20 protein-coding genes are annotated in these 22955 nt (G+C 67.5%); 13 read left to right on the top strand and 7 right to left on the bottom strand.

What is annotated here, in order from left to right:
* Positions 1-6 precede the first annotated feature (6 nt).
* Both ACQ7JA_RS02565 and ACQ7JA_RS02570 read left to right on the top strand, forming a co-directional pair.
* Positions 7-177, top strand: coding sequence for a hypothetical protein (locus ACQ7JA_RS02565; protein ID WP_430894336.1), 171 nt, complete (start codon positions 7-9; stop codon positions 175-177).
* A 247-nt stretch (positions 178-424) separates the two neighbouring features.
* Positions 425-1624, top strand: a complete 1200-nt coding sequence (locus tag ACQ7JA_RS02570; protein ID WP_430894337.1) for a glycosyltransferase — start codon at positions 425-427, stop codon at positions 1622-1624.
* On the opposite strand, the gene selD is transcribed toward ACQ7JA_RS02570, so the two are convergent.
* The 4 genes from selD to ACQ7JA_RS02590 form a co-directional block, all read right to left on the bottom strand.
* Positions 1611-2663, bottom strand: coding sequence for a selenide, water dikinase SelD (gene selD, locus ACQ7JA_RS02575; protein WP_430894338.1), 1053 nt, complete (start codon positions 2661-2663; stop codon positions 1611-1613). The two genes, ACQ7JA_RS02570 and selD, sit on opposite strands and share 14 nt — an antisense overlap.
* Complete coding sequence (gene senB, locus ACQ7JA_RS02580; protein WP_430894339.1) at positions 2660-3655, bottom strand: selenoneine biosynthesis selenosugar synthase SenB; 996 nt, start codon at positions 3653-3655, stop codon at positions 2660-2662. Before senB ends, selD begins: the two co-directional genes overlap by 4 nt.
* A 180-nt stretch (positions 3656-3835) precedes the next feature.
* A complete protein-coding gene (locus ACQ7JA_RS02585; protein ID WP_430894340.1) occupies positions 3836-5482 on the bottom strand; it encodes a DEAD/DEAH box helicase in 1647 nt (548 codons plus the stop codon).
* Between the two features lie 402 nt (positions 5483-5884).
* On the bottom strand, positions 5885-7201 hold the full coding sequence (locus ACQ7JA_RS02590) for a transglycosylase SLT domain-containing protein (RefSeq protein ID WP_430894341.1): 1317 nt from the start codon (positions 7199-7201) through the stop codon (positions 5885-5887).
* 328 nt (positions 7202-7529) lie between these two features.
* Here ACQ7JA_RS02590 and ACQ7JA_RS02595 point away from each other — a divergent pair, with 328 nt between their 5' ends.
* Both ACQ7JA_RS02595 and ACQ7JA_RS02600 read left to right on the top strand, forming a co-directional pair.
* Complete coding sequence (locus tag ACQ7JA_RS02595) at positions 7530-8099, top strand: DUF1415 domain-containing protein (RefSeq protein WP_430894519.1); 570 nt, start codon at positions 7530-7532, stop codon at positions 8097-8099.
* Positions 8080-8292 (top strand): DUF1289 domain-containing protein, encoded by a 213-nt coding sequence (locus tag ACQ7JA_RS02600; RefSeq protein ID WP_430894342.1) that lies wholly within the window; start codon positions 8080-8082, stop codon positions 8290-8292. Before ACQ7JA_RS02595 ends, ACQ7JA_RS02600 begins: the two co-directional genes overlap by 20 nt.
* Positions 8293-8433: 141 nt before the next feature.
* Here ACQ7JA_RS02600 and ACQ7JA_RS02605 read toward each other — a convergent pair whose 3' ends face one another.
* On the bottom strand, positions 8434-8943 hold the full coding sequence (locus ACQ7JA_RS02605) for a DUF1993 domain-containing protein (protein ID WP_430894343.1): 510 nt from the start codon (positions 8941-8943) through the stop codon (positions 8434-8436).
* Positions 8944-9127: 184 nt separating this feature from the next.
* Here ACQ7JA_RS02605 and ACQ7JA_RS02610 point away from each other — a divergent pair, with 184 nt between their 5' ends.
* Positions 9128-12304 (top strand): bifunctional diguanylate cyclase/phosphodiesterase, encoded by a 3177-nt coding sequence (locus ACQ7JA_RS02610; protein ID WP_430894344.1) that lies wholly within the window; start codon positions 9128-9130, stop codon positions 12302-12304.
* Positions 12261-14582, top strand: coding sequence for a molybdopterin cofactor-binding domain-containing protein (locus ACQ7JA_RS02615; RefSeq protein WP_430894345.1), 2322 nt, complete (start codon positions 12261-12263; stop codon positions 14580-14582). Before ACQ7JA_RS02610 ends, ACQ7JA_RS02615 begins: the two co-directional genes overlap by 44 nt.
* 44 nt (positions 14583-14626) lie before the next feature.
* Here the strand turns inward: ACQ7JA_RS02615 and ACQ7JA_RS02620 are convergent, their stop codons facing one another.
* Positions 14627-15046: a thioredoxin family protein gene (locus ACQ7JA_RS02620; RefSeq protein WP_258827926.1), complete on the bottom strand. Its 420-nt coding sequence runs from the start codon at positions 15044-15046 to the stop codon at positions 14627-14629.
* Positions 15047-15130: 84 nt separating this feature from the next.
* Between ACQ7JA_RS02620 and tsaB the strand changes: the two genes are divergently transcribed.
* From tsaB to ACQ7JA_RS02640, 4 genes are read left to right on the top strand one after another with little or no spacing between them, the layout of a single operon-like run.
* Positions 15131-15847: a tRNA (adenosine(37)-N6)-threonylcarbamoyltransferase complex dimerization subunit type 1 TsaB gene (gene tsaB, locus ACQ7JA_RS02625; RefSeq protein WP_430894346.1), complete on the top strand. Its 717-nt coding sequence runs from the start codon at positions 15131-15133 to the stop codon at positions 15845-15847.
* Positions 15844-16314: a ribosomal protein S18-alanine N-acetyltransferase gene (gene rimI, locus ACQ7JA_RS02630; RefSeq protein WP_430894347.1), complete on the top strand. Its 471-nt coding sequence runs from the start codon at positions 15844-15846 to the stop codon at positions 16312-16314. The genes tsaB and rimI overlap by 4 nt, the downstream gene beginning before the upstream one ends.
* Positions 16311-17186, top strand: coding sequence for a uracil-DNA glycosylase (locus tag ACQ7JA_RS02635; protein WP_430894348.1), 876 nt, complete (start codon positions 16311-16313; stop codon positions 17184-17186). Before rimI ends, ACQ7JA_RS02635 begins: the two co-directional genes overlap by 4 nt.
* Positions 17170-18138, top strand: a complete 969-nt coding sequence (locus tag ACQ7JA_RS02640; RefSeq protein ID WP_430894521.1) for a DUF1853 family protein — start codon at positions 17170-17172, stop codon at positions 18136-18138. The genes ACQ7JA_RS02635 and ACQ7JA_RS02640 overlap by 17 nt, the downstream gene beginning before the upstream one ends.
* A gap of 137 nt (positions 18139-18275) precedes the next feature.
* On the opposite strand, the gene lplT is transcribed toward ACQ7JA_RS02640, so the two are convergent.
* On the bottom strand, positions 18276-19526 hold the full coding sequence (lplT, locus tag ACQ7JA_RS02645; RefSeq protein ID WP_430894349.1) for a lysophospholipid transporter LplT: 1251 nt from the start codon (positions 19524-19526) through the stop codon (positions 18276-18278).
* Between the two features lie 160 nt (positions 19527-19686).
* On the opposite strand from lplT, the gene alr reads away from it, so the two are divergent.
* Genes alr through ACQ7JA_RS02660 form a run of 3 tightly spaced genes read left to right on the top strand, consistent with a single transcriptional unit; the run spans position 19687 to position 22529 of the window.
* A complete protein-coding gene (gene alr / locus ACQ7JA_RS02650; protein WP_430894350.1) occupies positions 19687-20793 on the top strand; it encodes an alanine racemase in 1107 nt (368 codons plus the stop codon).
* Positions 20786-22162, top strand: a complete 1377-nt coding sequence (radA, locus tag ACQ7JA_RS02655) for a DNA repair protein RadA (protein WP_430894351.1) — start codon at positions 20786-20788, stop codon at positions 22160-22162. The genes alr and radA overlap by 8 nt, the downstream gene beginning before the upstream one ends.
* A gap of 46 nt (positions 22163-22208) precedes the next feature.
* Complete coding sequence (locus tag ACQ7JA_RS02660) at positions 22209-22529, top strand: PilZ domain-containing protein (protein WP_430894352.1); 321 nt, start codon at positions 22209-22211, stop codon at positions 22527-22529.
* Positions 22530-22955 lie beyond the last annotated feature (426 nt).

Raw genomic sequence — 22955 nt, forward strand, 5'->3', positions numbered from 1 at the left:
GATGCCATGAGCCAGACGCTCGCCTTCTTCCTGCCCCTGCCGGTCGCCATCGCGCTGGCCGTGTTCCTGGTCCTGCTGTTCGCGCTCGCCGCGGTGGCGCTGTCGCTGCGCACACCCGCGCCGGTACGCGCGCCGGTCCTGCGTGATTCCGTGGAACGCACGCGCTTCCGCCCCTAGCCGGCATCCCATACACCTCGGTGTCAGGTCTGACATTCGGACACGGCCTCAACTGTACTTGCTCATAACAGCAGAGTTCGTGTCTAAATGTCAGACCTGACACCCAAGGAAGTGTGCGCCGGCCCTGCATGATTCCGTGGAACGCACGCGCTTCCGCCCCTAGCCGGCGTCCCATACACCGAAGGAAGTGGGAGGGGCGAAGCCTTGCCGATTGGGGTGGCGCCGGGCTTCGGCTACACTGCCGGGCATGGCTCATTTCTACCTTTGCTGGGAACTCGGCGCCGGGCTCGGTCACGCCGCACGCCTGAAGTCGATTGCGCTGCCCCTGCGGGCGCGCGGCCACCGCGTCAGCTTCGTCCTGCGCGACCTGGTGCAGCCGCGGCGTCTGCTGCAAGTGTGCGGCAGTGACATGCTGCAGGCGCCGGTCTGGCTGCATCGCACCGCCGGGCTGCCCCAGGTCCAGGCCAGCTTGGCCGAGATCCTGCTCGCGGTCGGCTACCTCGACGCCGATGCGCTGGCCGGCTTGTGCGAGGGCTGGCGCGGGCTGTTCCGGCAGGGCCGGCCCGACCTCGTGATCGCCGACTATGCGCCCACCGCGCTGCTTGCCGCCCGCAGCCTGGGCGTGAGGAGCGCCGCGGTGGGCACGGGCTTCCAGCTGCCGCCAGCCGCGCGGCCGCTGCCGCCCCTGTGGCCGGGTGAAGCCGAGCCGCCGTCCGCGTCGCGCCTGCGCACGACCGAGGCGCGCGTGCTGGAAAGCGCCAACCGGGTGCTGGCGATGCACGGCGCGCCGCCATTGGCGCATGCCTGCGAACTGCTGCGCGGCGATGAGGCGCTGCTGTGCACCTGGCCGGAGCTGGATCACTACGGCCGCGAGGATGGCGGGCCCTGGCTCGGCCCCAACCTCGCGCCGCCTTTGGACGGCGACGTGGCGTGGCCCGAGGGCAGCGGTCCCCGCGTGTTCGCCTACCTGCGCGCTTCGCAGGCGGGTTCGCGCGAGGCCCTGGCGGCGCTGCTGCGCCAGGGCTGCCGGGTGCTGTGCTATATGCCGGAGGTCGCGAGCGGCGCGCCGGCGCCGATCCAGAATCCGCTGCTGCGCTTCGCGCCGGCGCCGGTCTCCATGCACGCGGCCCTGGCCGCGTGCGAGCTGGTGGCCTGCCATGCCGGCGAGGCGACCACGGCGCAGGCCCTGCTGGCGGGACGGCCGCTGTTGATGCTGCCGGTATCGGCCGAGAGCTACCTGATGGCGCGCCGCGTGGCGCAGATTGGGGCGGGGATCAATGCGATGGCAGGGCCGCAGGAGTGGGATGGCTTCGTGCGCGATCTCCTGCAGGCGCCGGGCTACCGTGACGCGGCAGGCGCCTTCGCGCGGCGCCATGCCGGTTTCGATGCGGCCCGCCAGGCCGAAGCACTGGCGGACCGCTTCGAAGAGATGGTCAGACCACGCTGACGCGCGGCGCGCCTTGCTCCATGCGGCCGATGACGGCGGCATCGCCGAAGCCTTCGCGCGCGAACAGGGCCAGCACCTCGTCGACGCTGGCCGGATCGCAGGAGACCAGCAGGCCGCCGGAGGTCTGCGGGTCGGTCAGCAGGGCGCGCTGGGCGGGCGTGATGGATTCATCCAGTTCCACGTCCTTGCCGTAGGCATCCCAGTTGCGGCCTGATGCGCCGGTGAAGAAGCCGTCCTGCGCCAGTTGCAGCACGCCGGGCAGCAGCGGCACCTTGTCCATGTCGAGCCGCGCCGAGATTTTCGCACCGCGCGCCAGTTCCAGCAGGTGGCCGAGCAGGCCAAAGCCGGTGACGTCGGTCAGCGCGTGCACGCCCGGCATGTCGGCCAGCAGGCGGCCCGGCTTGTTCAGCTTGGTGGTGTTGGCGATCATCGCCGCATAGCCCTCGGGACCGAGCGCATCCTTCTTCAGCGCCGCCGACAGCACGCCCACGCCCAGCGGTTTGCCCAGCACGAGCACGTCGCCCGCCTTGGCGTCCGCGTTGCGCTTGACCTTGGACGGATGCACCAGGCCCATCACCACCAGGCCGTAGATCGGCTCGACCGAGTCGATGGTGTGGCCGCCGGCGATCGGGATGCCCGCCTCGGCGCAGACCGACTCGCCGCCGCGGATGATCTGGCCGATGGTCTCCAGCGGCAGTTTATTCACCGGCATGCCGACCAGGGCCAGCGCCATGATCGGCGTGCCGCCCATCGCGTACACGTCCGAGATCGCATTGGTCGCGGCGATGCGGCCGAAGTCGAAGGGATCGTCGACGATCGGCATGAAGAAGTCGGTGGTGGCGATCAGGGCCTGCTCGTCGTTGAGCTTGTAGACGGCGGCGTCGTCGGCGGTCTCGATGCCGACCATGAGTTCCTTCGGCACCGGGAAGCCGGTCGACTTGCCCAGGATCTCGGCCAGCACGCCGGGTGCGATCTTGCAGCCGCAGCCGCCGCCGTGCGAGAAGGAGGTCAGTTTGATGGGTTGTTCAGTCGTGCTCATCGTGGTTTTCCGTGTTGGTTGGGCGCGCCGGGCGCGGCAAGGAGGAGATTATCCACCAACTTGCATATGGCCGCTCGCTCCACGGCGGGGGCGAAGAGAAGCGCGCGGGCGGCGCACTGGCGGCGCAGCAGGGCGTCGAAATCCGGATCCATGATGCTGCGGTCGATCAGGCGCGCCAGCGCGGCAGTGTCGCCCGCCGCGAAGTAGCCGGCGTAATCCTCCCCCAGCATGCCGCGGTTGCCGCCGACGTCGGATGCGAGCACCGGTACGCCGCTGGTCACCGCCTCGATGATGACGTTGGCGCCGCCCTCCATTGTCGAGGTGATCGCCATCGCATGGCAGCGCTTCAGGCGCTGGCGCGCGGCGGCGTGGGGCAGGGCGCCGAGCCAGTGGTAGCGCGGGCTTGCGGCCTGTTGCGCCGCCTCGCCCAGGGCCGGGTCGAGCGCGCCGCCGATGTGCAGCAGGCGTGCGCCGGGCGCCGTCACCAGGCTTGCGGCGCGAATGAAGGTCAGCGGGTCTTTTTCCTCGCGCAGGTGGCCGACCATGCAGATGTCGCGATGGCGTGCGTTCGGGCTGGGCGCGTGCGGGCGCAGGCTGGGCGCGGACTGGTAGATCACATGCGCCTTGGCATGCATGGGTTCGGGCAGCCGGGCCAGGCCGGCCGGTTGCAGCAGCACGAGGGCGCGGGCGTGGTGCAGGGAGGCCTGGGCGTGCGCGTCGATCGCGATGTCGCGATACAGGTCGGTCCCGGTCAGCACCAGCACGCAAGGGCGATCCGGATGACGCGCCGTGAAGGCAGCCAGTGCGGCGGCCGAGCGGCGCGCGTGCAGGGCGATCAGCAGATCGGGCGCCGGGTCTTGCCCGGACCAGTCGCGTGCGACCTCGACCTGATGCTGCGCGCGCAGGAAGCGCGACCAGCGGCTCGCGGTCTGCCAGTTGCCGTTATTGTCCCGCGCACCGGCGGGGCTGATGATGAGGATGCGCCTGCGCACTCTTGGAGCCTGGGAAAACGTGGACCACCATTATATGCCGGGTCGAGAGATCGTTTTCCGTAAAGCCACGGAGGGACGAGATGACGCCGAGGACTGCCTGGGCATCGATCGCCGACAATGACAGCGCAAACAAAAATGGCTGCCGGAGGAGGCAGCCATTTTTCATTCAGCGCTCAGCGATCAGAAATCGCCGAAGCTGCGACGGGTACTGTCGGCCGAGCGCGGGTGCGCCGGCTTGCTGTAGCCGCCTTCACGGCGGGCGCCGTCCGGGCGATTGCCGCGGTAGCCGCCTTCGCGCGGGGCGCCGCTCGGCGCGCCTTGCGGTGCGGCGTCGCGCCGGTAGCCGCCTTCACGCTGGGGACGGTCGCCAAAACCAGCTTCGCGGCGGAAGCCGCCCTCGCGTTGCGGACGATCGCCGAAGCTGCTGGATTCGCGCGAGGTCCGGCTATCCGGACCACGGTCGGCGTAACGGCTCTCGCCTTGCGGGCGAGCATAGCCACCTTCACGCGGAGCGCGATCGCCGTAGGATGGCTTGGCGAAGCTGCGCTGGCCAGGCTTGGCGGCATTGCGGCCGTCGCCCGGCTTCCAGCCAGGACGCGAGGCCGAGCGGGACGGGGCGGCGCGCTTCGGCTCGAAGCCTTCGACCACGTCGACCGGAATGGTCTGCTTGGTGAAGCGCTCGATGCGGCGCACGTTCATGCCTTCGGCATGGTTCACCAGCGAGATCGCGAGACCGTTGCGGCCGGCGCGGCCGGTACGGCCGATACGGTGCACGTAGTCCTCCGGGAACTTCGGCAGGTCGTAGTTCACCACGTGGGTGATGGTGGGCACGTCGATGCCGCGCGCGGCGACGTCGGTGGCCACCAGCACGCGCACCTGGCCGCGGCGCATGCTGTCCAGGGTGCGGTTGCGCGCGCCCTGGTGCATGTCGCCGTGCAGGGCGGCGGCCGCGAAGCCGGCGATGTTCAGGCGGTCGGCGATCATGTCGGCGTCGCGCTTGGTCGCGGTGAACACCACGGCCTGGTCCATCGACTCGTCACGCAGCAGGTGGTCGAGCAGGCGGTTCTTGTGCGACAGGTCGTCGACGAAGTGCACCTTCTGCACGATGTTCTCGTGGCGGTTGGCCGCGCTCATGATCTGGATCGTCTGCGGATCCTTGGTGATGCGGCGCGCCATGTTGCCGACCACACCGTCCAGGGTTGCCGAGAACAGCATGGTCTGGCGGCTGGACGGGGTGGCCTCGACGATCTTCTCGATGTCATCGATGAAGCCCATGTCGAGCATGCGGTCGGCTTCGTCCAGCACCAGGATTTCGAGCTGCGAGAAGTCGATCTTGCCCGACTCCATGTGGTCGATCAGGCGGCCCGGGGTCGCCACCAGGATTTCCGGATTCTTCGACAGCAGCTGCATCTGCTTCGGATAGGGCATGCCGCCCAGGATCGACACGGCGCGGATGCGGCGCATGTCGGAAGTATATTGTTCGGTCGCGGTGGTGACCTGCAGGGCCAGTTCGCGGGTCGGGGTCAGGACCAGCATCTTCGGCTGGGCCGGGGTAAAGCGGACGCGTTCGCCACGGGCGCGCGCCGACTGGGCGCTCTGCGCCGGGGTGCGGCTGGGCGCGGCCGGTTCCATGTTCGCCAGCTTGTGCAGGGCCGGCAGCATGAATGCCGCGGTCTTGCCCGAACCAGTCTGCGACGACACCAGCAGGTCGCGGCCGGCGATGCCGGCAGGGATGGCCTGCTCCTGCACCGGGGTCGGCTTGGTGTAGCCGGCGGTGGCGACTGCCTTGACGAGCGACGCGTGTAAACCTAGTGCTTCAAAACTCATGTGTACTTTTACTTTCGGAATAAATCATGATCGCGCGTCGTCACATGACGGGCGCAGAATAGCAACGCGAACCAACGACTACGAAATGACTCAGTAATGAAAGAAATTTCGGCACAAAAGCTTTGCGCCGGGACGGTGTCTTGATGCTGACACGCAGGGCGGGAGGGCTTTTTAATGAAGGGCGATCGATTGTCGCCAAGGCTTGCGATGCTGCTTGTTGTACTGCTCGGTACTACCTGTTGAACTGCTGCGTCCGGTCTGCTTGGACGCTCTTTTGCAGCGCACAAACGACATCATACATCAGTTCAGAAAAGTCTGCACGCGTCCGCACGGGCGTGCGGACGCGTCGGGAAGACGCTTAAGCCGGACATAAGGGAGAAACCGGGCCGGCTTGCGAGAAGATCAACGCTGCTTGCGCTTGGAGGAGGTGTTGCGCGCGATGCGGTTCTTGGAGCCGGCGCCGGCCTTGGCCTTGTAGCGCGCGCTGGTTGTGGCCTTGACCTTCTTGGCGCTGCGTTCGGCTTCGAAGGCCACCACCGCGTTGTCGATGATGTTCTCGGCGATGTCGCCGGCGTTCGAGGCGGAAACCTTCGGCACCAGGATGGTCGAGCCGGCCTTGACGGTCGACTTGGCCGGGATGTTGTTGGCCTGGCGGATGACTTCCGGGGTGGTGCCGAACCTGGAGGCCAGGGAAGCGATCGAGACGCGCGCGCCGGTGATCTTGTGGGTGGTCCAGGTCGACAGTTCGCGGCCCCACTGGGCCAGGTTCAGGTGGAACTTCTCGGCGTTTTCCTTCGGCAGCAGGATCTTGGTCTTTTCGCCGCCGGTGATGACCGGCTTCTTGAACTGCGGGTTCAGGGCCTTGAATTCGTCGAGCGGCATCTCGGCCAGCTGGGCGGCGACGGCGACGTCGATATCGCTGGTCTTGTCGATCGCGGTGAAGTAGGGCTGGTTGTCGATTGCCGGCAGGATCACGTTGTACTGCTGCGGGTTGGCGACGATGTTCTTGACGGCCTGCAGTTTCGGCACGTAGTTGCGGGTCTCCGCGGGCATCAGCTCGGCCAGGCTCTCGAAGTCGGTGCCCTTGCCGAGCGCCTGGTTCTTCTTGATGATGCGCTGAATATTGCCTTCGCCCCAGTTGTACGCCGCCAGGGCCAGCTGCCAGTCGCCGAACATCGTGTACAGGCGCTGCAGGTAGGAGAGGGCCGCATCGGTCGAGGCCAGCACGCCGCGGCGCTCGTCCTTGAACATGTTCTGCTTGAGGTCGTAGTCCTTGCCGGTGCCCGGCACGAACTGCCAGAGGCCGGCCGCGTTGGCGGTGGACAGGGCTTGCGGGTTGAAGGCCGATTCGATCACGGGCAGCAGGGCCAGTTCGGTCGGCATGCCGCGCTTTTCCAGTTCCTGCACGATGTGGAAGAGGTAGGGCGAGGCGCGGCCCGAGATGCGCTTCAGGCTGTCGGGGCGGGCGCTGTAGGCCTGGGTATGACGGCTGACCAGATTGTTGTTGACGTCCGGAATAGCGTAGCCGCTGCGGATGCGGCCCCACACATCGGTTTCCTTGTACTCGTCCACCTTGATCGCGTTCGCCGCCAGAGGCAGGGCGGAGCGGGCGATCGGTGCGGCGACGGAGGCCGGGTTGTCCATGGCATGCGCCAGTGGGGAGGTGGCCAGGAGGGCCAGCGCGGCAGTCGCGAGGGTGCTTCGGATCATGTCGTGCATCGCTTTCCGTTGTTGCGTTCAGGAACGAACGTACTGGTCAAGGGGCCCAGTGTACGTAGACATGCTTGAGTCAGTCAAGAAATATGTCCCCAACGTTACAAATTTCTTGCTGGGCTTCATTTGTGTAAATTGACATCATGAAAACACAAGATGATCTCAGATCGCTGCACGATCGCTGAAGATATTGCGCAGACTTGCGAGCCGAAACCGTGCCGGACCATCGATCGGTCTCATGCGTAAACTAGCCCCGGCTGGCTGTAAATCTATGAGGAGACGCAAAGTGTGCGTACAATCCGGCTCCTGTCTTTTTGCTTCCTTAGGTTTCATGATGCGCACCGCAAACCCGAACGCCGACGACGAGGCCATCGTCGCCGCGACCCGCCGCTGGCTGGAGAAGGCCGTGATCGGCCTGAACCTCTGCCCCTTCGCCAAATCGGTCTACGTGAAGGAGCAGGTGCGCTATGTCGTCTCTTCCGCGACGACGCCGGAAGCCCTGCTCGAGCAGCTCATGGACGAGCTGCAGCACCTGTCGGACACCCCGGCCGAGCAGACCGACACGACCTTGCTGATCCACCCCTTCGTGCTGCAGGATTTCGAGGACTACAACGAGTTCCTGGATGTCGCCGACGCGGCGGTCGAGGACATGCAGCTGGACGGCGAACTGCAGGTGGCGAGCTTCCACCCGGAGTACCAGTTCGCCGATACCGACGCGAACGACATCGCTAACTACACCAACCGCGCGCCGTATCCGATCCTGCACCTGCTGCGCGAGGACAGCATCGACCGCGCGGTCGAGGCCTTCCCGGAGGCGGAACAGATCTTCGAGAAGAATATCGACACCATGGAAAAGCTCGGCCATGACGGCTGGGACAAGCTCGATGTCGGCCCCGCACGCTGACCAGGCCGGCGCGCCGGTGGAGCGCCCGGACACGCCCTGTGTCGCCGTCTGCTCGACCACCTTCGACGAAGTCTGCCGCGGCTGCGGCCGTACCTATGTCGAGGTGGCGAACTGGGTGGCGATGAGCGCCGAGGAAAAAGAGAAGGTGTGGGTGCGGATCCTGGCGCAGGGCTACCCGCGCAGGAATACCTGACGCCACGCCTCGGGGGGCGTAGGGTGTACGGCTTCGCCGTCCGCGCGTTCAGCGATATGGCGAGTTGACGCACATCGTCCATTTTCAAGCTGCTTGAACGCGTGGGCGGTGGACTCGCGGGGCCGCCCAGGCCCACCCTGCTTACTGGATCCCCAGGAAATCGCGCTTGCCGATCGGCACGCCGTTATGGCGCAGGATCGCGTACGCGGTCGTCACGTGGAAGTAGAAATTCGGCAGCACGAAGCCGGTGAGGTAGGGCTCGCCGCTGTCGAAGTGGCGGGCGCGTTCGCCGGCGCCGTGGGTGATCGCGCGGCCCTCGGCGCCCGCGAACGCTTCTTGCGGCAGCGACTCGATGAAGCCGAGGGTCTTGCTGATGCGCTGCTGGAGTGCGGCGAAGGTCTGCTCGTTGTCCTCGTAGCGCGGCACGTCGATGCCTGCCAGGCGCGCGCTCGCGCCCTTGGCGAAATCGGTGGCGATCTGCACCTGTTTAATTAGCGGGAACATGTCCGGGAACAGGCGCGCCTGCAGCAGGGCGGCGGCATCGTACTTGCTGGCCTGGGCGTGGGCTTCGGCTTTTTCCAGCACGTCGGCGAGTGCGCCCAGCATCTGGCGGAATACCGGCACGGAGGTGGAATACATGGACAGGCTCATCGTGTCTCCTCTAAAAAAATGAATCATAGCAAGTCTTGTCGCGTGCCGCCGACACTCTCAGCCGTACATAGCCGATGCGGCGTTCAATTTGGTGACGCGTGGCAAGCTAACATGCATAATCGGACAACTACCCTTGCCATAAATAAATGAAGCGCCTGCCCAGAGAGGGCGCAGCCGATTGCCGATGTCACGTTTCCACCTCCGCGGACTCCCGTCCAGACTGCGCAAGCTGTACGGGCGCTCGATCTATGGCGCCCTTCTGCTGGTCGTGTTCGGCGGACTGGCGGCGCCTGCGCTGCTCGGCGGCTACTTCCTGATCGGCGTGCAGGAGCGCGAAGCGACCGAGCGCAGCCTGAACGATGCGCTGGCCCGCAATGCCGATATCCTCGCGCTCGGGATGCAGCAGCCATTATGGGACATGAATCCGGAGGCCGCCCGCGCCCTGGTCGATTCTTTCATCCGCGACCCGGTCATCGTGTCCGTCGAAGTGCGCGGCCTGGAGAAGGCCGAGCTGTTCAAGGAGCGCGTGGCCGTACCGAAGGACGCGCGGGTCTACCGCGCCGAGCGTGACGTGGTCGCGCGCGGCGCGACGATCGGCCGGGTGACGATCGAGATGTCCGACCACCTCGCCCAGCAGGAGCTGGCGACGAAGCGCCGCAACTACGCCCTGGTGCTGGCGATCCAGCTGGCGGTCTCGCTGCTGCTGATCGCGCTGCTGCTCAAGCGCCGCCTGCTGTCGCCGCTGCTCACCCTCACCGGTTTTTCCGACCGCCTGGCGCGCGGCGACTTCGACACGCCCTTGCACCTGACCGACGGCGACGAGCTGGGACGCCTGGGCGGCCAGATGGAGCGCATGCGCATGGCGATCGGCCAGCTGTTCGCCGACATCGGACGGCGCGAGGAACAGTTCCGCACCATCGTCACCCAGGTGCCGGGCGCCGTGTTCCGGGCCCGCCCGGGCGGCCCGATCGACTTCGTCAGCGACGCCGTCGAGGACATCTCCGGCTATCCGGCCGAACGCTTCATGCTGGCCACCACCGACGACTGGGCCAACATCATCCACCCGGAAGACCGGCGCATGCAGCGCCGCGTCACGCGCGAGGCGCTGGAGGCCGGCAGTCCCTACGAGGTCGAGTACCGCATCGTCGACGCCGGCGGCATCGAGCGCTGGGTGCTCGAGAGCGGCCAGCCGCAGGGACTGTGGGGCGAGGACAGCTTCCGCATCGACGGCATCCTCTACGACATCAGCGAGCGCAAGCACGACGAGATGCGCATCGAGGCCCTGCTGACCGAGCAGGGCGCCATCCTGGACAACGTGATGTTCGGCGTGCTGTTCGTGCGCCAGCGCCGCATCGTCTCGGCCAACCGCCGCGGCGAGGCCCTGTTCGGATACGACGAGGGCGAGATGATCGGCAAGTCGACCGAGATCCTGTTCCCGGGCCGGCTTGAATTCGAGCGCCTGTGGCTCGAGAAGTACCCGCGCATCGCGAAGGGCCCTGACACCGGCGAGGAACTGCAGTTCCGGCGCCGCGACGGTTCCATCTTCTGGCTGCTGGTGAGCGGCTGCGCGCTCGACCCGGCCCGGCCGAACGAGGGCAGCATCTGGGTATTCGCCGACATCACGGAGCGCAAGCAGGCCGAGGAAAAGCTGCGCCTGGCGGCCACGGTGCTGGAACACATCGCCGACGGCGTGATGGTGCTGGACGCCTACGGCCGCATCATCGCGACCAACCCGGCCTTCACCCAGATCACCGGCTACACCGAGAACGAGGCGCTGGGCCAGCACTCCAGCCTGACGCGCGCCAAGGGCGGCGCGCGGCACCACGAAGACCTGTTCTACGAGCAGCTGTGGGCGGACCTTGCCGACACCGGCTTCTGGCGCGGCGAGATCTGGGACACCCGCAAGAACGGCGAGGTCTACCTCGAATGGCTCACCGTCTCGGCGGTGCGCGACGACGAGGACCAGGTCACCCACTACGTCTGCGTGTTCAGCGACATCACCAAGGTCAAGGAATCGCAGGACAAGCTCGACCACCTGGCCCACCACGACCCGCTCACCGCGCTGCCCAACCGCCTGCTGTTCCACGACCGCCTGCAGCACGCCATGGCGCGCGCGGCGCGCGAGCATGAGCAGCTGGCCGTGCTCTTCATCGACCTGGACCGCTTCAAGAACGTCAACGACACCCTCGGCCACCACGTCGGCGACGAGCTGCTCACGCAGGTGGCGGGCGCATTGAGCGGCTGCCTGCGCGAGGGCGACACCCTGGCGCGCCTGGGCGGGGACGAATTCATCGTGCTGCTGGAGAACGTGGACGGCGCCGTCAAGGCGGGCCACGTGGCCGGCAAGCTGGTGGCGCTGTTCGAGCAGCCCTTCACGGTTTCCGGCTACGAGCTGTTCGTGACCGCCAGTGTCGGCATCAGCCTGTTCCCGCAGGACGCCGAGGACGTGCACATGGTGGTGCGCAACGCCGACGTGGCGATGTACCAGGCCAAGGCGCGCGGCCGCAACAACTACCAGTTCTATTCGCCCTCGATGAGCGGGGAGGGCATCGAGCGCCTGCGCCTGGAAGCCCTGTTGAGGCGCGCGATCGACAAGAACGAGATCTTCCTCCACTACCAGCCGCAGGTCGAGATCGACACCGGGCGCCTGGTCGGCGTCGAGGCCCTGGTGCGCTGGCAGAATCCGGAACTGGGCCTGGTGGCCCCGAGCCGCTTCATTCCCGTGGCCGAGGACATGGGCTTCATCAAGCCGCTGGGCCAATGGGTGCTGGCCGAGGCCTGCCGCCAGATGGTAAGCTGGGACATGGCCGGGCTCGCCGTGCCGAAGATCGCGGTGAACCTCTCGGTGCGCCAGTTCGAGCGCGGCAGCATCGCGGAACACGTGTCCGGCGTCCTGCGCGAGGCCGGGCTGGGGCCGGGCAGGCTGCAGCTGGAAGTGACGGAGTCGGTCATCATGAATGCAGGCGACGCCCTGCAGCTGGTGAGCGACCTCGATGCCATCGGCGTGGGCCTGGCGATCGACGACTTCGGCACCGGGTACTCGTCGCTGGCCTACCTGAAGCAGCTGCCGGTGCAGACCCTCAAGATCGACCGCAGCTTCATCAAGGACATCTCGACGGACGCGAACGACGAAGCGATCGCGGTGGCGATCATCCAGCTCGGCAAGAGCCTGAACCTGTCGGTGATCGCGGAAGGCGTCGAGAACGAGGAGCAGGCCGCCTTCCTGCTGCGCCACGGCTGCCGGCATGCCCAGGGCTACCTGTACGGCCGGCCCGTGGGGCCGGGCGACATACTGACACGATGGAGACAAGAAGCGGATGAAGCGGGCAGCACCGAACGAGACGCAGCAAGCGCAGCCTGAGGAAGGACTCGGCCGCAAGGGACGCACGCGCCGCAAGTTTCTGGCGGCCGGCCTGCTGGGCGGCAGCGCCCTGCTGGTCGGCTGGGGCGTGCAGCCGCCACGCCAGCGCCTGCACACCAGCGCGCCGCTGCCGGTCGCGCAGGACACGGTCGCCCTGAACGGCTGGGTCGCCATTGGCCCGGACGGCATCGTCTCGGTGGTCGTGCCGCGCAGCGAAATGGGGCAGGGCGTGCACACGGCCCTCCTGACCCTGGTGGCCGAGGAACTCGACGTGGCTCTCGAGGCCGTGCGCGTCGCCCAGGCGCCGATCGACCCGATCTTCGCCAACCTGACGGTCCTGCGCGAAAATCTTCCTTTCCACCCCGACGACACCGGACAGCTGCGCCAGGGCGCGCAGTGGATGATGGCCAAGCTGGGCCGGGAGCTGGGCATCATGTTCACGGGCGGATCGACCAGCATCAAGGATGCCTGGACACCGATGCGCGAAGCGGGCGCGGTGGCGCGCGCCATGCTGCTCGAGGCCGCGGCCGGGCAATGGAAAACGCCGGTCGCGAAGCTGCGCACCGAGGACGGCTTCGTACTGCATCCGGATGGCCGCCGCCTCGGCTACGGCGCGCTGGCGCAAGAGGCCGCGCGGGTGGGCGAGGGGATCGACAGCGCGGATGTGCGCCTCAAGGCGCCGCGCGAGTTCCGCCTGATCGGCAAGCCGCTGGGGCGCATCGACAGCCGCGTGAAATCGAATGGTACGGCGCGTTTCGGCATCGACGCGCGTCCTCCCGGCATGCTGTATGCGGCAGTAAAAATGGCGCCGACCGTGGGCGCCACGCTGGTCGCCTTCGATGCGAACGCGGTGCGCAGTATGGCGGGCGTGCTGGCGGTGGTGCCGGTGCCGGGCACACCGGGCGACCTCACCGGCGCGGGCGCCGGCGTGGCCGTCGTGGCGGGCAGCTGGTGGCAGGCGCGCCAGGCGGCGAGCGCGCTGCCGGTGACCTGGAACGAGGGCGCGCATGCGCGCCTGTCCACCGAATCCCTGTTCGAATCGTTCGCGCGGGCGCTCGACGAGGAGGGCGGCTTCGCCTACCACGAGGCCGGCAGCCAGGATGCGCGGGGCGCCGCGGTGACGGTGTCGGCCGAGTACCGCGCGCCCTATCTCGCGCATGCGGCGATGGAGCCGATCAACTGCACGGCCCAGGTCGTGGACGGCAAGGTGCGCCTGTGGGCCTCGACCCAGGTGCCGAGCGTGGCGGTGGACGTGGCCGCGCGCGTGGCCGGCGTGGCGCGCGAGGACGTGGCCATCGAGGTGATGCTGCTGGGCGGCGGCTTCGGCCGGCGCCTGGAAGCGGACATGGTGGCGCAGGCCGTCACGGTCGCAACAAGCCTGCATGGCAAGCCGGTGCAGCTGATCTGGAGCCGCGAGGACGACACCACCCACGACGTCTACCGTCCCGCCGCGCTGGCGCGCTACAAGGCCCATCTCGATGCGAAGGGGAATATCCTGGCCTGGGATGCGAGGTCGGCCGGCGGCGCGATCGGCCACCAGTACTTCCCGCGCAACCTCGGCCTGCCGGGCGTGGGGCCGGACAAGACCACGGCCGAAGGGGCCTACGACATGCAGTACGGGATCGCGAACCAGCGCATCGCCCACGTGATCGTGGACAGCCCGGTGCCCATCGGCTACTGGCGCTCGGTCGGACATTCGCACAATGCCTTCTTCAAGGAGACCTTCGTGGAAGAGCTGGCCCATGCGGCCAGACGCGACAGCGTCGAGTTCCGGCGTTCCCTGCTGCAGGAGCATCCGCGCGCGCTGGCCGTGCTGGACGCGGCGGTGGCGCGCGCCGGCCAGCCGGAAGAGGGGCGCGCGCACGGCGTGGCGCTGCACCGCTCCTTCGGGACCACGGTGGCGCAGGTGGCCGAGGTCTCGGTGCAGGAGGGAGCGATCCGCGTGCACAGGGTGGTGTGCGCGATCGACTGCGGCCTGGTGGTGAACCCGAACATCGTGGCCCAGCAGGTGGAGTCGGGCGTGATCTTCGGCTTGTCCGCCGCGCTGCATGGCGAAATCACACTGAAGGACGGGAAGGTGGAGCAGTCGAATTTCGGCGACTATCCGGTGCTGCGCATGAGCGAGGCCCCGAAAGTCGAGACCATCGTCATGCCAAGTAGCGAGCATCCCGAAGGCGTGGGCGAACCGGCGGTGCCGCCGATCGCGCCGGCGGTGGCGGCGGCGGTGTTCAAGCTCACCGGGCAGCGGCTGCGCAGCCTGCCGCTGCGCCTGACCTAGCCGGCAGCCTTCGCCGGTGCGACGGTTTCACGGCTAACGCATCCTTACGCAGCCAGTAATTCGCGCAGGTTGCAGTCGCGCTGCCAGCCGCGCCGTTCTTCGCTGGAGGCGGCCAGGCGCGCGAGTTCCTCGGGCGACTGCTCGGCCTGGGCCTGCACCAGGCGGTCGGCCACGCCGCCGTCCGGCACCATGGTGCCGAAGAAGGCGACCGTGTCGCCGCGCTGGACCAGCAGGGTAGGGAAATTCTCGACGTCGAGGTCGCCGACCAGGTCGGCCTGGTCCTCGATGTCGATCCACACGAAGGTCTTGTCCGGGTGGCGCGTGGCGAGTTCCTCGAAGGTGGCGCGGTAGGACGAGCAGGTGCCGCACCAGGCGGCGCACAGGCAGGCCACGGTCAGGGCGTCGCCCGAAATGGCGGCCAAAATGGCTTCGCGGGTGCTGGAATCCAGGGTCAGGCTTTGCATGAGGCGAATTCTACCGCGTGTTGGGTCCGCGTGCGGTGCTGTGCCGCCGTGGTCGCCGGCCAGTCGAGCGGGTAAAATATAGGAATGCCTATAATTCTCGCCATCGAAACCTCGTCCGAGCTCGCTTCCTGCGCGCTGCTGGCGGGGGACACCGTCTTCCAGCGTTCCACATCCGGCGTGCGCACCCATTCGCAATCCATCCTGCCGATGGTGCAGGAACTGCTGGGCGAGGCCGGCATCGCCCTGGCCGACTGCGACGCGATCGCCTTCGGCGCCGGCCCAGGGTCCTTCACCGGCGTGCGCACGGCCTGCGGCGTGGCCCAGGGCCTGGCCTTCGGCGCCAGACTGCCGGTGCTGCCGCTCGTGACCCTGGAAGCGATGGCGGAAAGCTGCCGTGCCCGCACCGGCGCCGTCGAGGTATTGACGGTGCTGGACGCGCGCATGAACGAGGTCTACTGGGCGCAATACCGCCATGACGCGGCCCTGGGCGCCTGGAGCGAGGTCGTCGCACCGACCCTGGCCGCGCCCGAAGCCGTGGCTCCGGTAGCGTGCGAGGGCCTGGCCGCCTGCGGCAATGGCTTCTCGGCCTATCCCGAGGCCTTCGCGGGCAAGGACTTCGCCCCAGGTGCGCTGGACGACATCCTGCCGCATGCGCGCGAGATGGCGGTGCTGGCCGCTCCCGCCTTCGCCGCGGGCAAGGCCGTGCCCGCGGCCCAGGCCCAGCCGCTCTACCTGCGCAACAAGGTGGCCTACACCAGCGCCGAGCGCCAGGCGATCAACGCCGCAAAGGCCGGAGCATGACGGTGCTGGAGTCGGCCACCGGGCTGCGCTTCGCGCCCATGCAGGCCTCCGATGTGGACGAGGTGGTCGCGCTCGAGTGCAGCGTGTTTCCCCATCCCTGGAGCCGCGCGAATTTCACGGAGTCGCTGGCCAGCGGCTACGACGCCTGGACCGTGCGCGATGCCGAGGGCGCCCTGGCCGGCTACTATCTCCTGATGTATGCAGTGGACGAGGCGCACCTGCTGGACGTGGCGGTATGCGCGGCCCGCCAGCGCCAGGGCCTGGGACGCCATCTGCTCGACTGCATCGGCGCGCGCGCCCGCGAGCAGGGCATGCTGTCGGTGCTGCTGGAAGTGCGTCCCTCGAACGAGCGCGCGCTGGCGGTCTACCGCCGCTACGGCTACCGCGAGATCGGCCGCCGCAAGGGCTACTATCCGGCGCATGCCGGGCAGCGCGAGGATGCCATCGTGATGAGGATCGATCTGTGAACCGCGCAGTGAAGCACATCGGCGATCGCGACGCGGCCTTCCTGGCCGAGATGGGAATCGGGCCCCTGTGGCAGCTGCGCGCCGCGCCGCAGGCCGAGCCGGAAGTCAGCGCCGGACCGGAACCGGTCGCGCCGGCCGAACCGGCAGCGCCGGCGCCATCGCTGGCGCCTCCGCCCATGCCGCGCCAGGTCGCGGAAGCGCCCACGAAGCCCGCCTGGACGCCGCCCGTGCAGGAGAACAGCGCCTGGGGCGTGGAGGCCGAACCGGAGCGGGTCGACGTCTCGACCCTGGACTGGGCCGGCCTGCGCCAGGCCATCGCCAGTTGCAAGCATTGCAGCGCCTGCAGCGCGGGCCGTAAGCCTGTGCCGGGCGCGGGCGCGCGCCAGGCCCGCTGGCTGGTCGCCGCCGGCACCGCCAGTGCGATCGATGAGAAGGCCCGGCAGCCGATGACGGGCGACCCTGGCAAGCTGCTCGACAATATGCTGGCCGCGGTCGGCCTCTCGCGCGAGAGCGATGTGTACGTGACCAGCCTGGTGAAATGCCGCCCCGCCAACGCGAACGGCGGCGACCGCGCGCCGACCCTGGAAGAAGCGGCGGCCTGCCGTCCCTTCCTCGAACGCGAACGCGAGCTCACCGGCGCCGGCCTGGTGCTGACCCTGGGCCAGGTGGCCGCCAACGGCCTGCTCGGCAAGCCCCTGTCCGAGCCGCTCGCCGGTTCGCGCGGCGCCGTGCACGCGTTCAAGGAGGTGCCGATGGTCGCCACCCTGCATCCGGGCGAACTGCTGCGCCGCCCCGGCGACAAGGCGCTGGCCTGGGCCGACCTGTGCCGGGCAAAAACCGCAGACGAAGGTGAAAGTGCAGGCGCCGGCTGAGAGCTACCAGGAACGCTTTCACCGCCGCTGGGGCCACCTGCGGCGCGCCCGGGTGCGGGCGCTGGCCTGGCTGCTCGACGCCCCGGACCTGCTGGACGCGAGCGATCCTGTCTGGGCGGGACGCATTGCCACCCTGGGGCCGGTGACGCCGGAAACGGCAGCATGGCTGAACCGCCTCGATCTCGATCCCACCCCGCTCGACGAAGCACTCGGCGCCAAGGTGCACACGCGCCTCGGCCTGTATGCGGAAAAGCTGATGGCCTTCTATTTCGCGCAGCAGGGCCGCCTGGTGGCCCACGGCCTGCAGGTGCGCGCCAGTCCCAACGACACCGTCGGTGAGTTCGACTTCCTGCTCGAAGACGGGCCGGACGCGGTCGAGCACATCGAGTTCGCGACCAAGTTCTACCTGCTGGACGGGGAGGGCGGGCAGCAGCAGGATTGGCAACTGAGCGCACTCGTCGGCCCCAACCTGGCCGACAGCCTGGGCCTCAAGATGCGCAAGGTCTTCGAGCGCCAGCTCTCGCTGGGCCAGCATCCGGCCGCCCAGGCCCTCCTGCCGCGTCCCGTCTCCAAAGCGAAGGCGCTGGTGAAAGGCTGGCTGTTCTACCCCGCGGGCAGCTGGCCCGCGATGCGCGGCATCGCCGCCGGCCACTGCCGCGGCTTCTGGTGCGCGCTCGACGAGATCGACACGCTGGCCGGCGAAGAATTCCTGATGCTGCCGCGCCTGCAGTGGCTGGCGCCCTTCAGGGCGCAATCGGCGACCTGGATGATGAGCCGCGCCCAGCTGCATGCGGAATTGTCGGCGCAGTTCGAGACCTCGTCGACGCCGGTGCTGGTGTCCAGCGTGCGCTACCAGCCCGGGAAGATCGAGGAGATCGAGCGCGGCTTCATCGTGCCGAACGATTGGCGCGAGCGCGCTGCGGCAAGAAGGATGGTGAAGGCGGTTTCGTAGGGTGGGCGGGTCCCCCGCCCGCGCGTTCAACATGCCGATGCGTAGACGCGGGCGTGATTTGAACGCGTGGGCGGTGGACCGCCCACCCTACGATATGCAAAACATTAAATAACTGGCTCGATGATACGTAACACGTATCAATGCTTGTGCTCGCCAATCAGCGCCAGCGAGTCGTGCTCGCGCTGGTTGGCGGCGTGGCGGCGGCCGATGAAGTACATGATGCCCGCCACCGACATGCCGAACATGACGATGATGATGTCCAGGTCCAGGTTCAGGGTGATCATGATGGCGTACAGCGCCAGCATGGTCAGGATCGACAGGTTCTCGTTGAAGTTCTGCACCGCGATCGAGTGGCCGGCGCTCATCAGGACGTGGCCGCGGTGCTGCAGCAGCGCGTTCATCGGCACCACGAAGAAGCCCGACAGGAAGCCGATCAGGGCCAGCAGCGGATAGGCCAGGTTCACCGAGGTCACGAAGACCATGCTGCAGACCACCAGGCCCATGATGATTCCGAGCGGGATCACGGTCAGCGACTTGCGCAGCGGGATCATGCGCGCCGCCATGGCCGCGCCCAGCGCCACGCCGATGGCGACCACGCCGATCAGGTTGGTTGCCTTGTCGAGCGGCATGTGCAGCGAGCGCTCGGCCCACTTCAGCACGATGAACTGCAGGGTTGCGCCGGCGCCCCAGAACAGGGTGGTAACGGCCAGCGAGATCTGGCCCAGCTTGTCGCGCCACAGGGTGGCCGAGCAGTTGGCGAAGTCCGCGATCAGCTTGGCCGGGTTGCGCTCCTGGTGCTCGTAGCGCGCGCCGGTATCGGGGATGCGCAGGTTGAACAGGGCGGCCAGGATGTAGACGCCGACCACCACCGCCATCGCGGCTTCGGCGCCGGTCTCGATGCCGGGCATGCCCAGGCCGAGGAGGAAACTGGCGCCGCGCTCGCTCACCAGCGTGCCGCCGGCGACGGTGCCGAGGATGATCGACATGACGGTCAGGCCCTCGATCCAGCCGTTGGCGGGGACGAGTTTCTCGGGCGGCAGGAGTTCGGTCAGGATGCCGTACTTGGCGGGCGAATACACGGCCGCGCCAAACCCCACCACGGCATAGGCCAGCAGCGGATGCACGGTCAGGAACATCAGCGCGCAGCCGGAAATCTTGATCAGGTTCGCGATGAACATCACGCGGCCCTTGGGCAGCGAATCCGCGAAGGCGCCGACGAAGGCGGCCAGCAGCACGTAGAAGAGCACGAATGACAGCTTCAGCAGGGGTGTCAGCGAAGCCGGGGCGTTCATCGACGTCAGCAGACTGATCGCAACAAACAGAAGCGCATTGTCTGCCAGCGACGAGAAGAACTGCGCCGCCATGATGGTATAAAAACCACGGTTCATTCGAAAAGAGTAAAAACTGGTCCGAGTTGCTTTATACCATGAATGGTCCCCGCGCCAAAAGAAAAGGAGTCTTGTCAGCAGCAGGCTGTTCGCCACTCCGGTAGAATGGAGGGCTTCCCAGTCAACCATCCGGGCCGCCCCAGAACGGCCGGTTTCGACGATGCCCCGCCCGATTTTCGCCACCATCCACCTCGATTCCATGCAGCACAACCTGGCCCAGGCGCGCACCTATGCGCCGATGTCCAGGATCTGGGCCGTGGTCAAGGCCAATGCCTATGGCCATGGGCTGGAGCGGGCCATGCGCGGCTTCGCGACGGCCGACGGCCTGGCCCTGGTCGAGACCGAAGGCGCGCTGCAGCTGCGCACCGGCGGCTGGATCAAGCCGATCCTGTTATTGGAGGGTTTCTTCGACGCCTCCGACATCCCGCTGCTGGCCGAACACAATATCAATAGCGCGATCCACAATATCGAGCAGGTCAAGATGCTGGAATATACCCAGCTCTACCGCCCGATCGACGTGCACCTGAAAATGAATACCGGGATGAACCGCCTGGGCTTTCGTCCGGATGAGTATGCGGCAGCCTATCAACGCCTGCGGGCCATTCCGGGCGTGCGCAGCATCACCCACATGACCCACTTCGCCAACGCGGACGAGCTGGAGCACCCGCGCCTGACCATCGCCGAGCAGGTGCGGCGCTTCCGCTTCGGGGCCGGCGAGCTGCCGGGCGAGCGCAGCCTGTCGAATTCCGGTGGGGTGCTGCACCAGCCCGAACTGGGCGATGCGCTGTCGAATGACTGGGTTCGCCCCGGCATCATGCTCTACGGCGGCACCCCGGGCGGACGCGCGGCGCAAGACTACGGCCTGCGCCCGACCATGACCCTGCGCTCCGAGATCATCGGCATCCAGGAGCTGCAGGCAGGCGACACGGTCGGCTACGGCAGCCGCTTCGTGGCCGAAGGCCCGATGACGGTGGGCGTGGTGGCCTGCGGTTATGCCGACGGCTATCCGCGCCACGCGCCGCACGGTACGCCCGTGATCGTCGACGGCGTGCGCACGACGCTCGTGGGCCGGGTCTCGATGGACATGATGACGGTCGACCTGACGCCGATTCGCAATGCGCGTATCGGCAGCAAGGTGCTGCTGTGGGGCGATGGCCTGCCGATCGACGAAGTGGCCTCCAGCGCCGGCACGATCGGCTACGAATTGATGTGCGCACTCGCGGGGCGGGTGCGCGTTACCGAAGGACGAATGGGAACAGATGGCTAAATCGAGAACCGCCTATACCTGCAGCGAATGCGGCGCGACCGCCGCGCGCTGGTCCGGCCAGTGTCCGGACTGCAAGGCCTGGAACACGATGGTGGAAACCGTGGTCGAGCCGCAGGGCGTGAACCGCATGTCGCAGACGGCGCACAAGGCGCTGGCGCAGACCGCGCCGGTGCTGTCTCTGAAGGACATCGATGCGCTCGACGTGCCGCGCTTCGGCACCGGCATCGAGGAATTCGACCGCGTGCTGGGCGGCGGCCTGGTCGCGGGCGGCGTGGTGCTGATCGGCGGCGACCCCGGCATCGGCAAGTCGACCCTGCTGCTGCAGGCGCTGGCCAACCTGGCCGCCACCCGCAACACCCTGTATGTCAGCGGCGAGGAATCCGGCGCCCAGATCGCGCTGCGCGCGCGCCGCCTCTCGGTCGATTCGGCCGAGCTCAAGCTCCAGGCCGAGATCCAGCTCGAGAAAATCCTCGGCACGCTGGCGGACCTGAAACCCGAAGTGGCGGTGATCGACTCGATCCAGACCCTGTATTCGGACGCGCTGACCTCGGCCCCGGGCTCGGTGGCCCAGGTGCGCGAATGCGCCGCCCAGCTCACCCGCGTGGCGAAGCAGACCGGCGTCACCATCATCCTGGTCGGCCACGTCACGAAAGAGGGGGCGCTCGCCGGCCCGCGCGTGCTCGAGCACATCGTCGACACCGTGCTGTACTTCGAAGGCGACACGCAGTCGAGCTTCCGCCTGGTGCGGGCGATCAAGAACCGCTTCGGCGCCGTCAACGAGCTGGGCGTGTTCGCCATGACGGAAAAGGGCCTGAAAGGCGTGTCGAACCCCTCGGCGTTGTTCCTGTCGCAGCACGACAGCCAGGTGCCGGGTTCCTGCGTGATGGTGACCCAGGAGGGCACGCGTCCGCTGCTGGTCGAGATCCAGGCCCTGGTCGACGCCAGCCACCTGCCGAATGCGCGCCGCCTCTCCGTCGGCCTGGAACAGAACCGACTGGCCATGCTGCTGGCGGTCCTGCACCGCCACGCCGGCATCGCAGCGTTTGACCAGGACGTGTTCATCAACGCGGTGGGCGGGGTCAAGATCACCGAGCCGGCGGCCGACCTGGCCGTCCTCCTGGCGATCAACTCATCGATGCGCAACAAGCCGCTGCCGCGCGGCCTCGTGGTGTTCGGTGAAGTCGGCCTGGCCGGCGAGATCCGCCCGGCGCCGCGCGGCCAGGAGCGCCTGCGCGAGGCGGCCAAGCTGGGGTTCTCGATCGCCGTGATCCCGAAGGGGAATGCGCCGAAGCAGAAAATCGAGGGCATGACCATCGTCGCCGTGGAGCGCATCGACCAGGCCTTCACCAAGCTGCGCGAACTCGACTGAGCTTTTATAATGCGGCCTCACTCAATCTTTTCTCTTTCCGCATAACGTGTTTACAGAACAAAGGAAATCCGAGCGCAAGGTCTTGCGCACGCGGGCGAAGGTCGCCATGGAAGGCGAGGCCCCCGTTACCGGCCGCACCAGCGATATCGGCGCCAACGGCGCCAGCATCAACCTGCCGGACCCGCTGCCGGTCGGCCAGACCGGCGTCGTCAGTTTCGAGCTGTTGGTCGACGGCAAGGCGGTCCCCATCAGTGCCCGTTCCAAGGCCTTGTACTGCATCTTCAGCGGCGGGGAATTCAAGGTGGGATTCCAGTTCCTGAACCTGGAACTGAACGCGATGACGGCGATCGCGCGCTACCTGCGCTGAGCTGTCACAATCCGCGCGTTTCACACCCGCGGTATTTCAACAGCAAAGCGGCGAGCGCCCTGTGGGCCTCGCCGCTTTGTCGCTTTATGACATGGCCCGAACGATCGGGCCGGCACTATTCGTGATAGTGATCGTGCCAGGTTTCCGAGCCGCTGCGAGTCTCTTGGTAGATCTCGTATGCAACCAGCCCAGCCAGGCCTGCAAGTATGCCAAACACTGCAATCTCAAACATGACCATCAACGCCTTTCAGCATCCCCTCTCTATGAAGAACACGCTTTCAGCTTAGCAGAGGGCGGCGTATTTACAAGGGCAGGGGGAGGGGCGGTTCGTGAATATTTTTACATCGCCCGGGCCCGCCGCGGACCGGCTCCCGCCACGTCAATACAAGCGTGTGCGCCCGCCCGGGAAAGCGGTGCATGATGACG

It is taken from the genome of Massilia sp. BKSP1R2A-1 (assembly GCF_050586525.1).
In the GTDB taxonomy this organism is placed as follows: domain Bacteria; phylum Pseudomonadota; class Gammaproteobacteria; order Burkholderiales; family Burkholderiaceae_D; genus Telluria.

Excerpts from the sequence above, each read along its gene's own strand:
- ACQ7JA_RS02605 (WP_430894343.1), bottom strand. The coding sequence starts at position 8,943 with ATGAGCCTGTCCATGTATTCCACCTCCGTGCCGGTATTCCGCCAGATG.
- radA (WP_430894351.1), top strand. The coding sequence starts at position 20,786 with ATGGCTAAATCGAGAACCGCCTATACCTGCAGCGAATGCGGCGCGACC.
- ACQ7JA_RS02615 (WP_430894345.1), top strand. The coding sequence starts at position 12,261 with ATGAAGCGGGCAGCACCGAACGAGACGCAGCAAGCGCAGCCTGAGGAA.
- selD (WP_430894338.1), bottom strand. The coding sequence starts at position 2,663 with ATGAGCACGACTGAACAACCCATCAAACTGACCTCCTTCTCGCACGGC.
- ACQ7JA_RS02610 (WP_430894344.1), top strand. The coding sequence starts at position 9,128 with ATGTCACGTTTCCACCTCCGCGGACTCCCGTCCAGACTGCGCAAGCTG.
- lplT (WP_430894349.1), bottom strand. The coding sequence starts at position 19,526 with ATGAACCGTGGTTTTTATACCATCATGGCGGCGCAGTTCTTCTCGTCG.
- ACQ7JA_RS02600 (WP_430894342.1), top strand. The coding sequence starts at position 8,080 with ATGTCGGCCCCGCACGCTGACCAGGCCGGCGCGCCGGTGGAGCGCCCG.
- tsaB (WP_430894346.1), top strand. The coding sequence starts at position 15,131 with ATGCCTATAATTCTCGCCATCGAAACCTCGTCCGAGCTCGCTTCCTGC.
- ACQ7JA_RS02570 (WP_430894337.1), top strand. The coding sequence starts at position 425 with ATGGCTCATTTCTACCTTTGCTGGGAACTCGGCGCCGGGCTCGGTCAC.
- ACQ7JA_RS02595 (WP_430894519.1), top strand. The coding sequence starts at position 7,530 with ATGCGCACCGCAAACCCGAACGCCGACGACGAGGCCATCGTCGCCGCG.
- ACQ7JA_RS02585 (WP_430894340.1), bottom strand. The coding sequence starts at position 5,482 with ATGAGTTTTGAAGCACTAGGTTTACACGCGTCGCTCGTCAAGGCAGTC.
- ACQ7JA_RS02590 (WP_430894341.1), bottom strand. The coding sequence starts at position 7,201 with ATGCACGACATGATCCGAAGCACCCTCGCGACTGCCGCGCTGGCCCTC.
- alr (WP_430894350.1), top strand. The coding sequence starts at position 19,687 with ATGCCCCGCCCGATTTTCGCCACCATCCACCTCGATTCCATGCAGCAC.
- ACQ7JA_RS02565 (WP_430894336.1), top strand. The coding sequence starts at position 7 with ATGAGCCAGACGCTCGCCTTCTTCCTGCCCCTGCCGGTCGCCATCGCG.
- rimI (WP_430894347.1), top strand. The coding sequence starts at position 15,844 with ATGACGGTGCTGGAGTCGGCCACCGGGCTGCGCTTCGCGCCCATGCAG.
- ACQ7JA_RS02620 (WP_258827926.1), bottom strand. The coding sequence starts at position 15,046 with ATGCAAAGCCTGACCCTGGATTCCAGCACCCGCGAAGCCATTTTGGCC.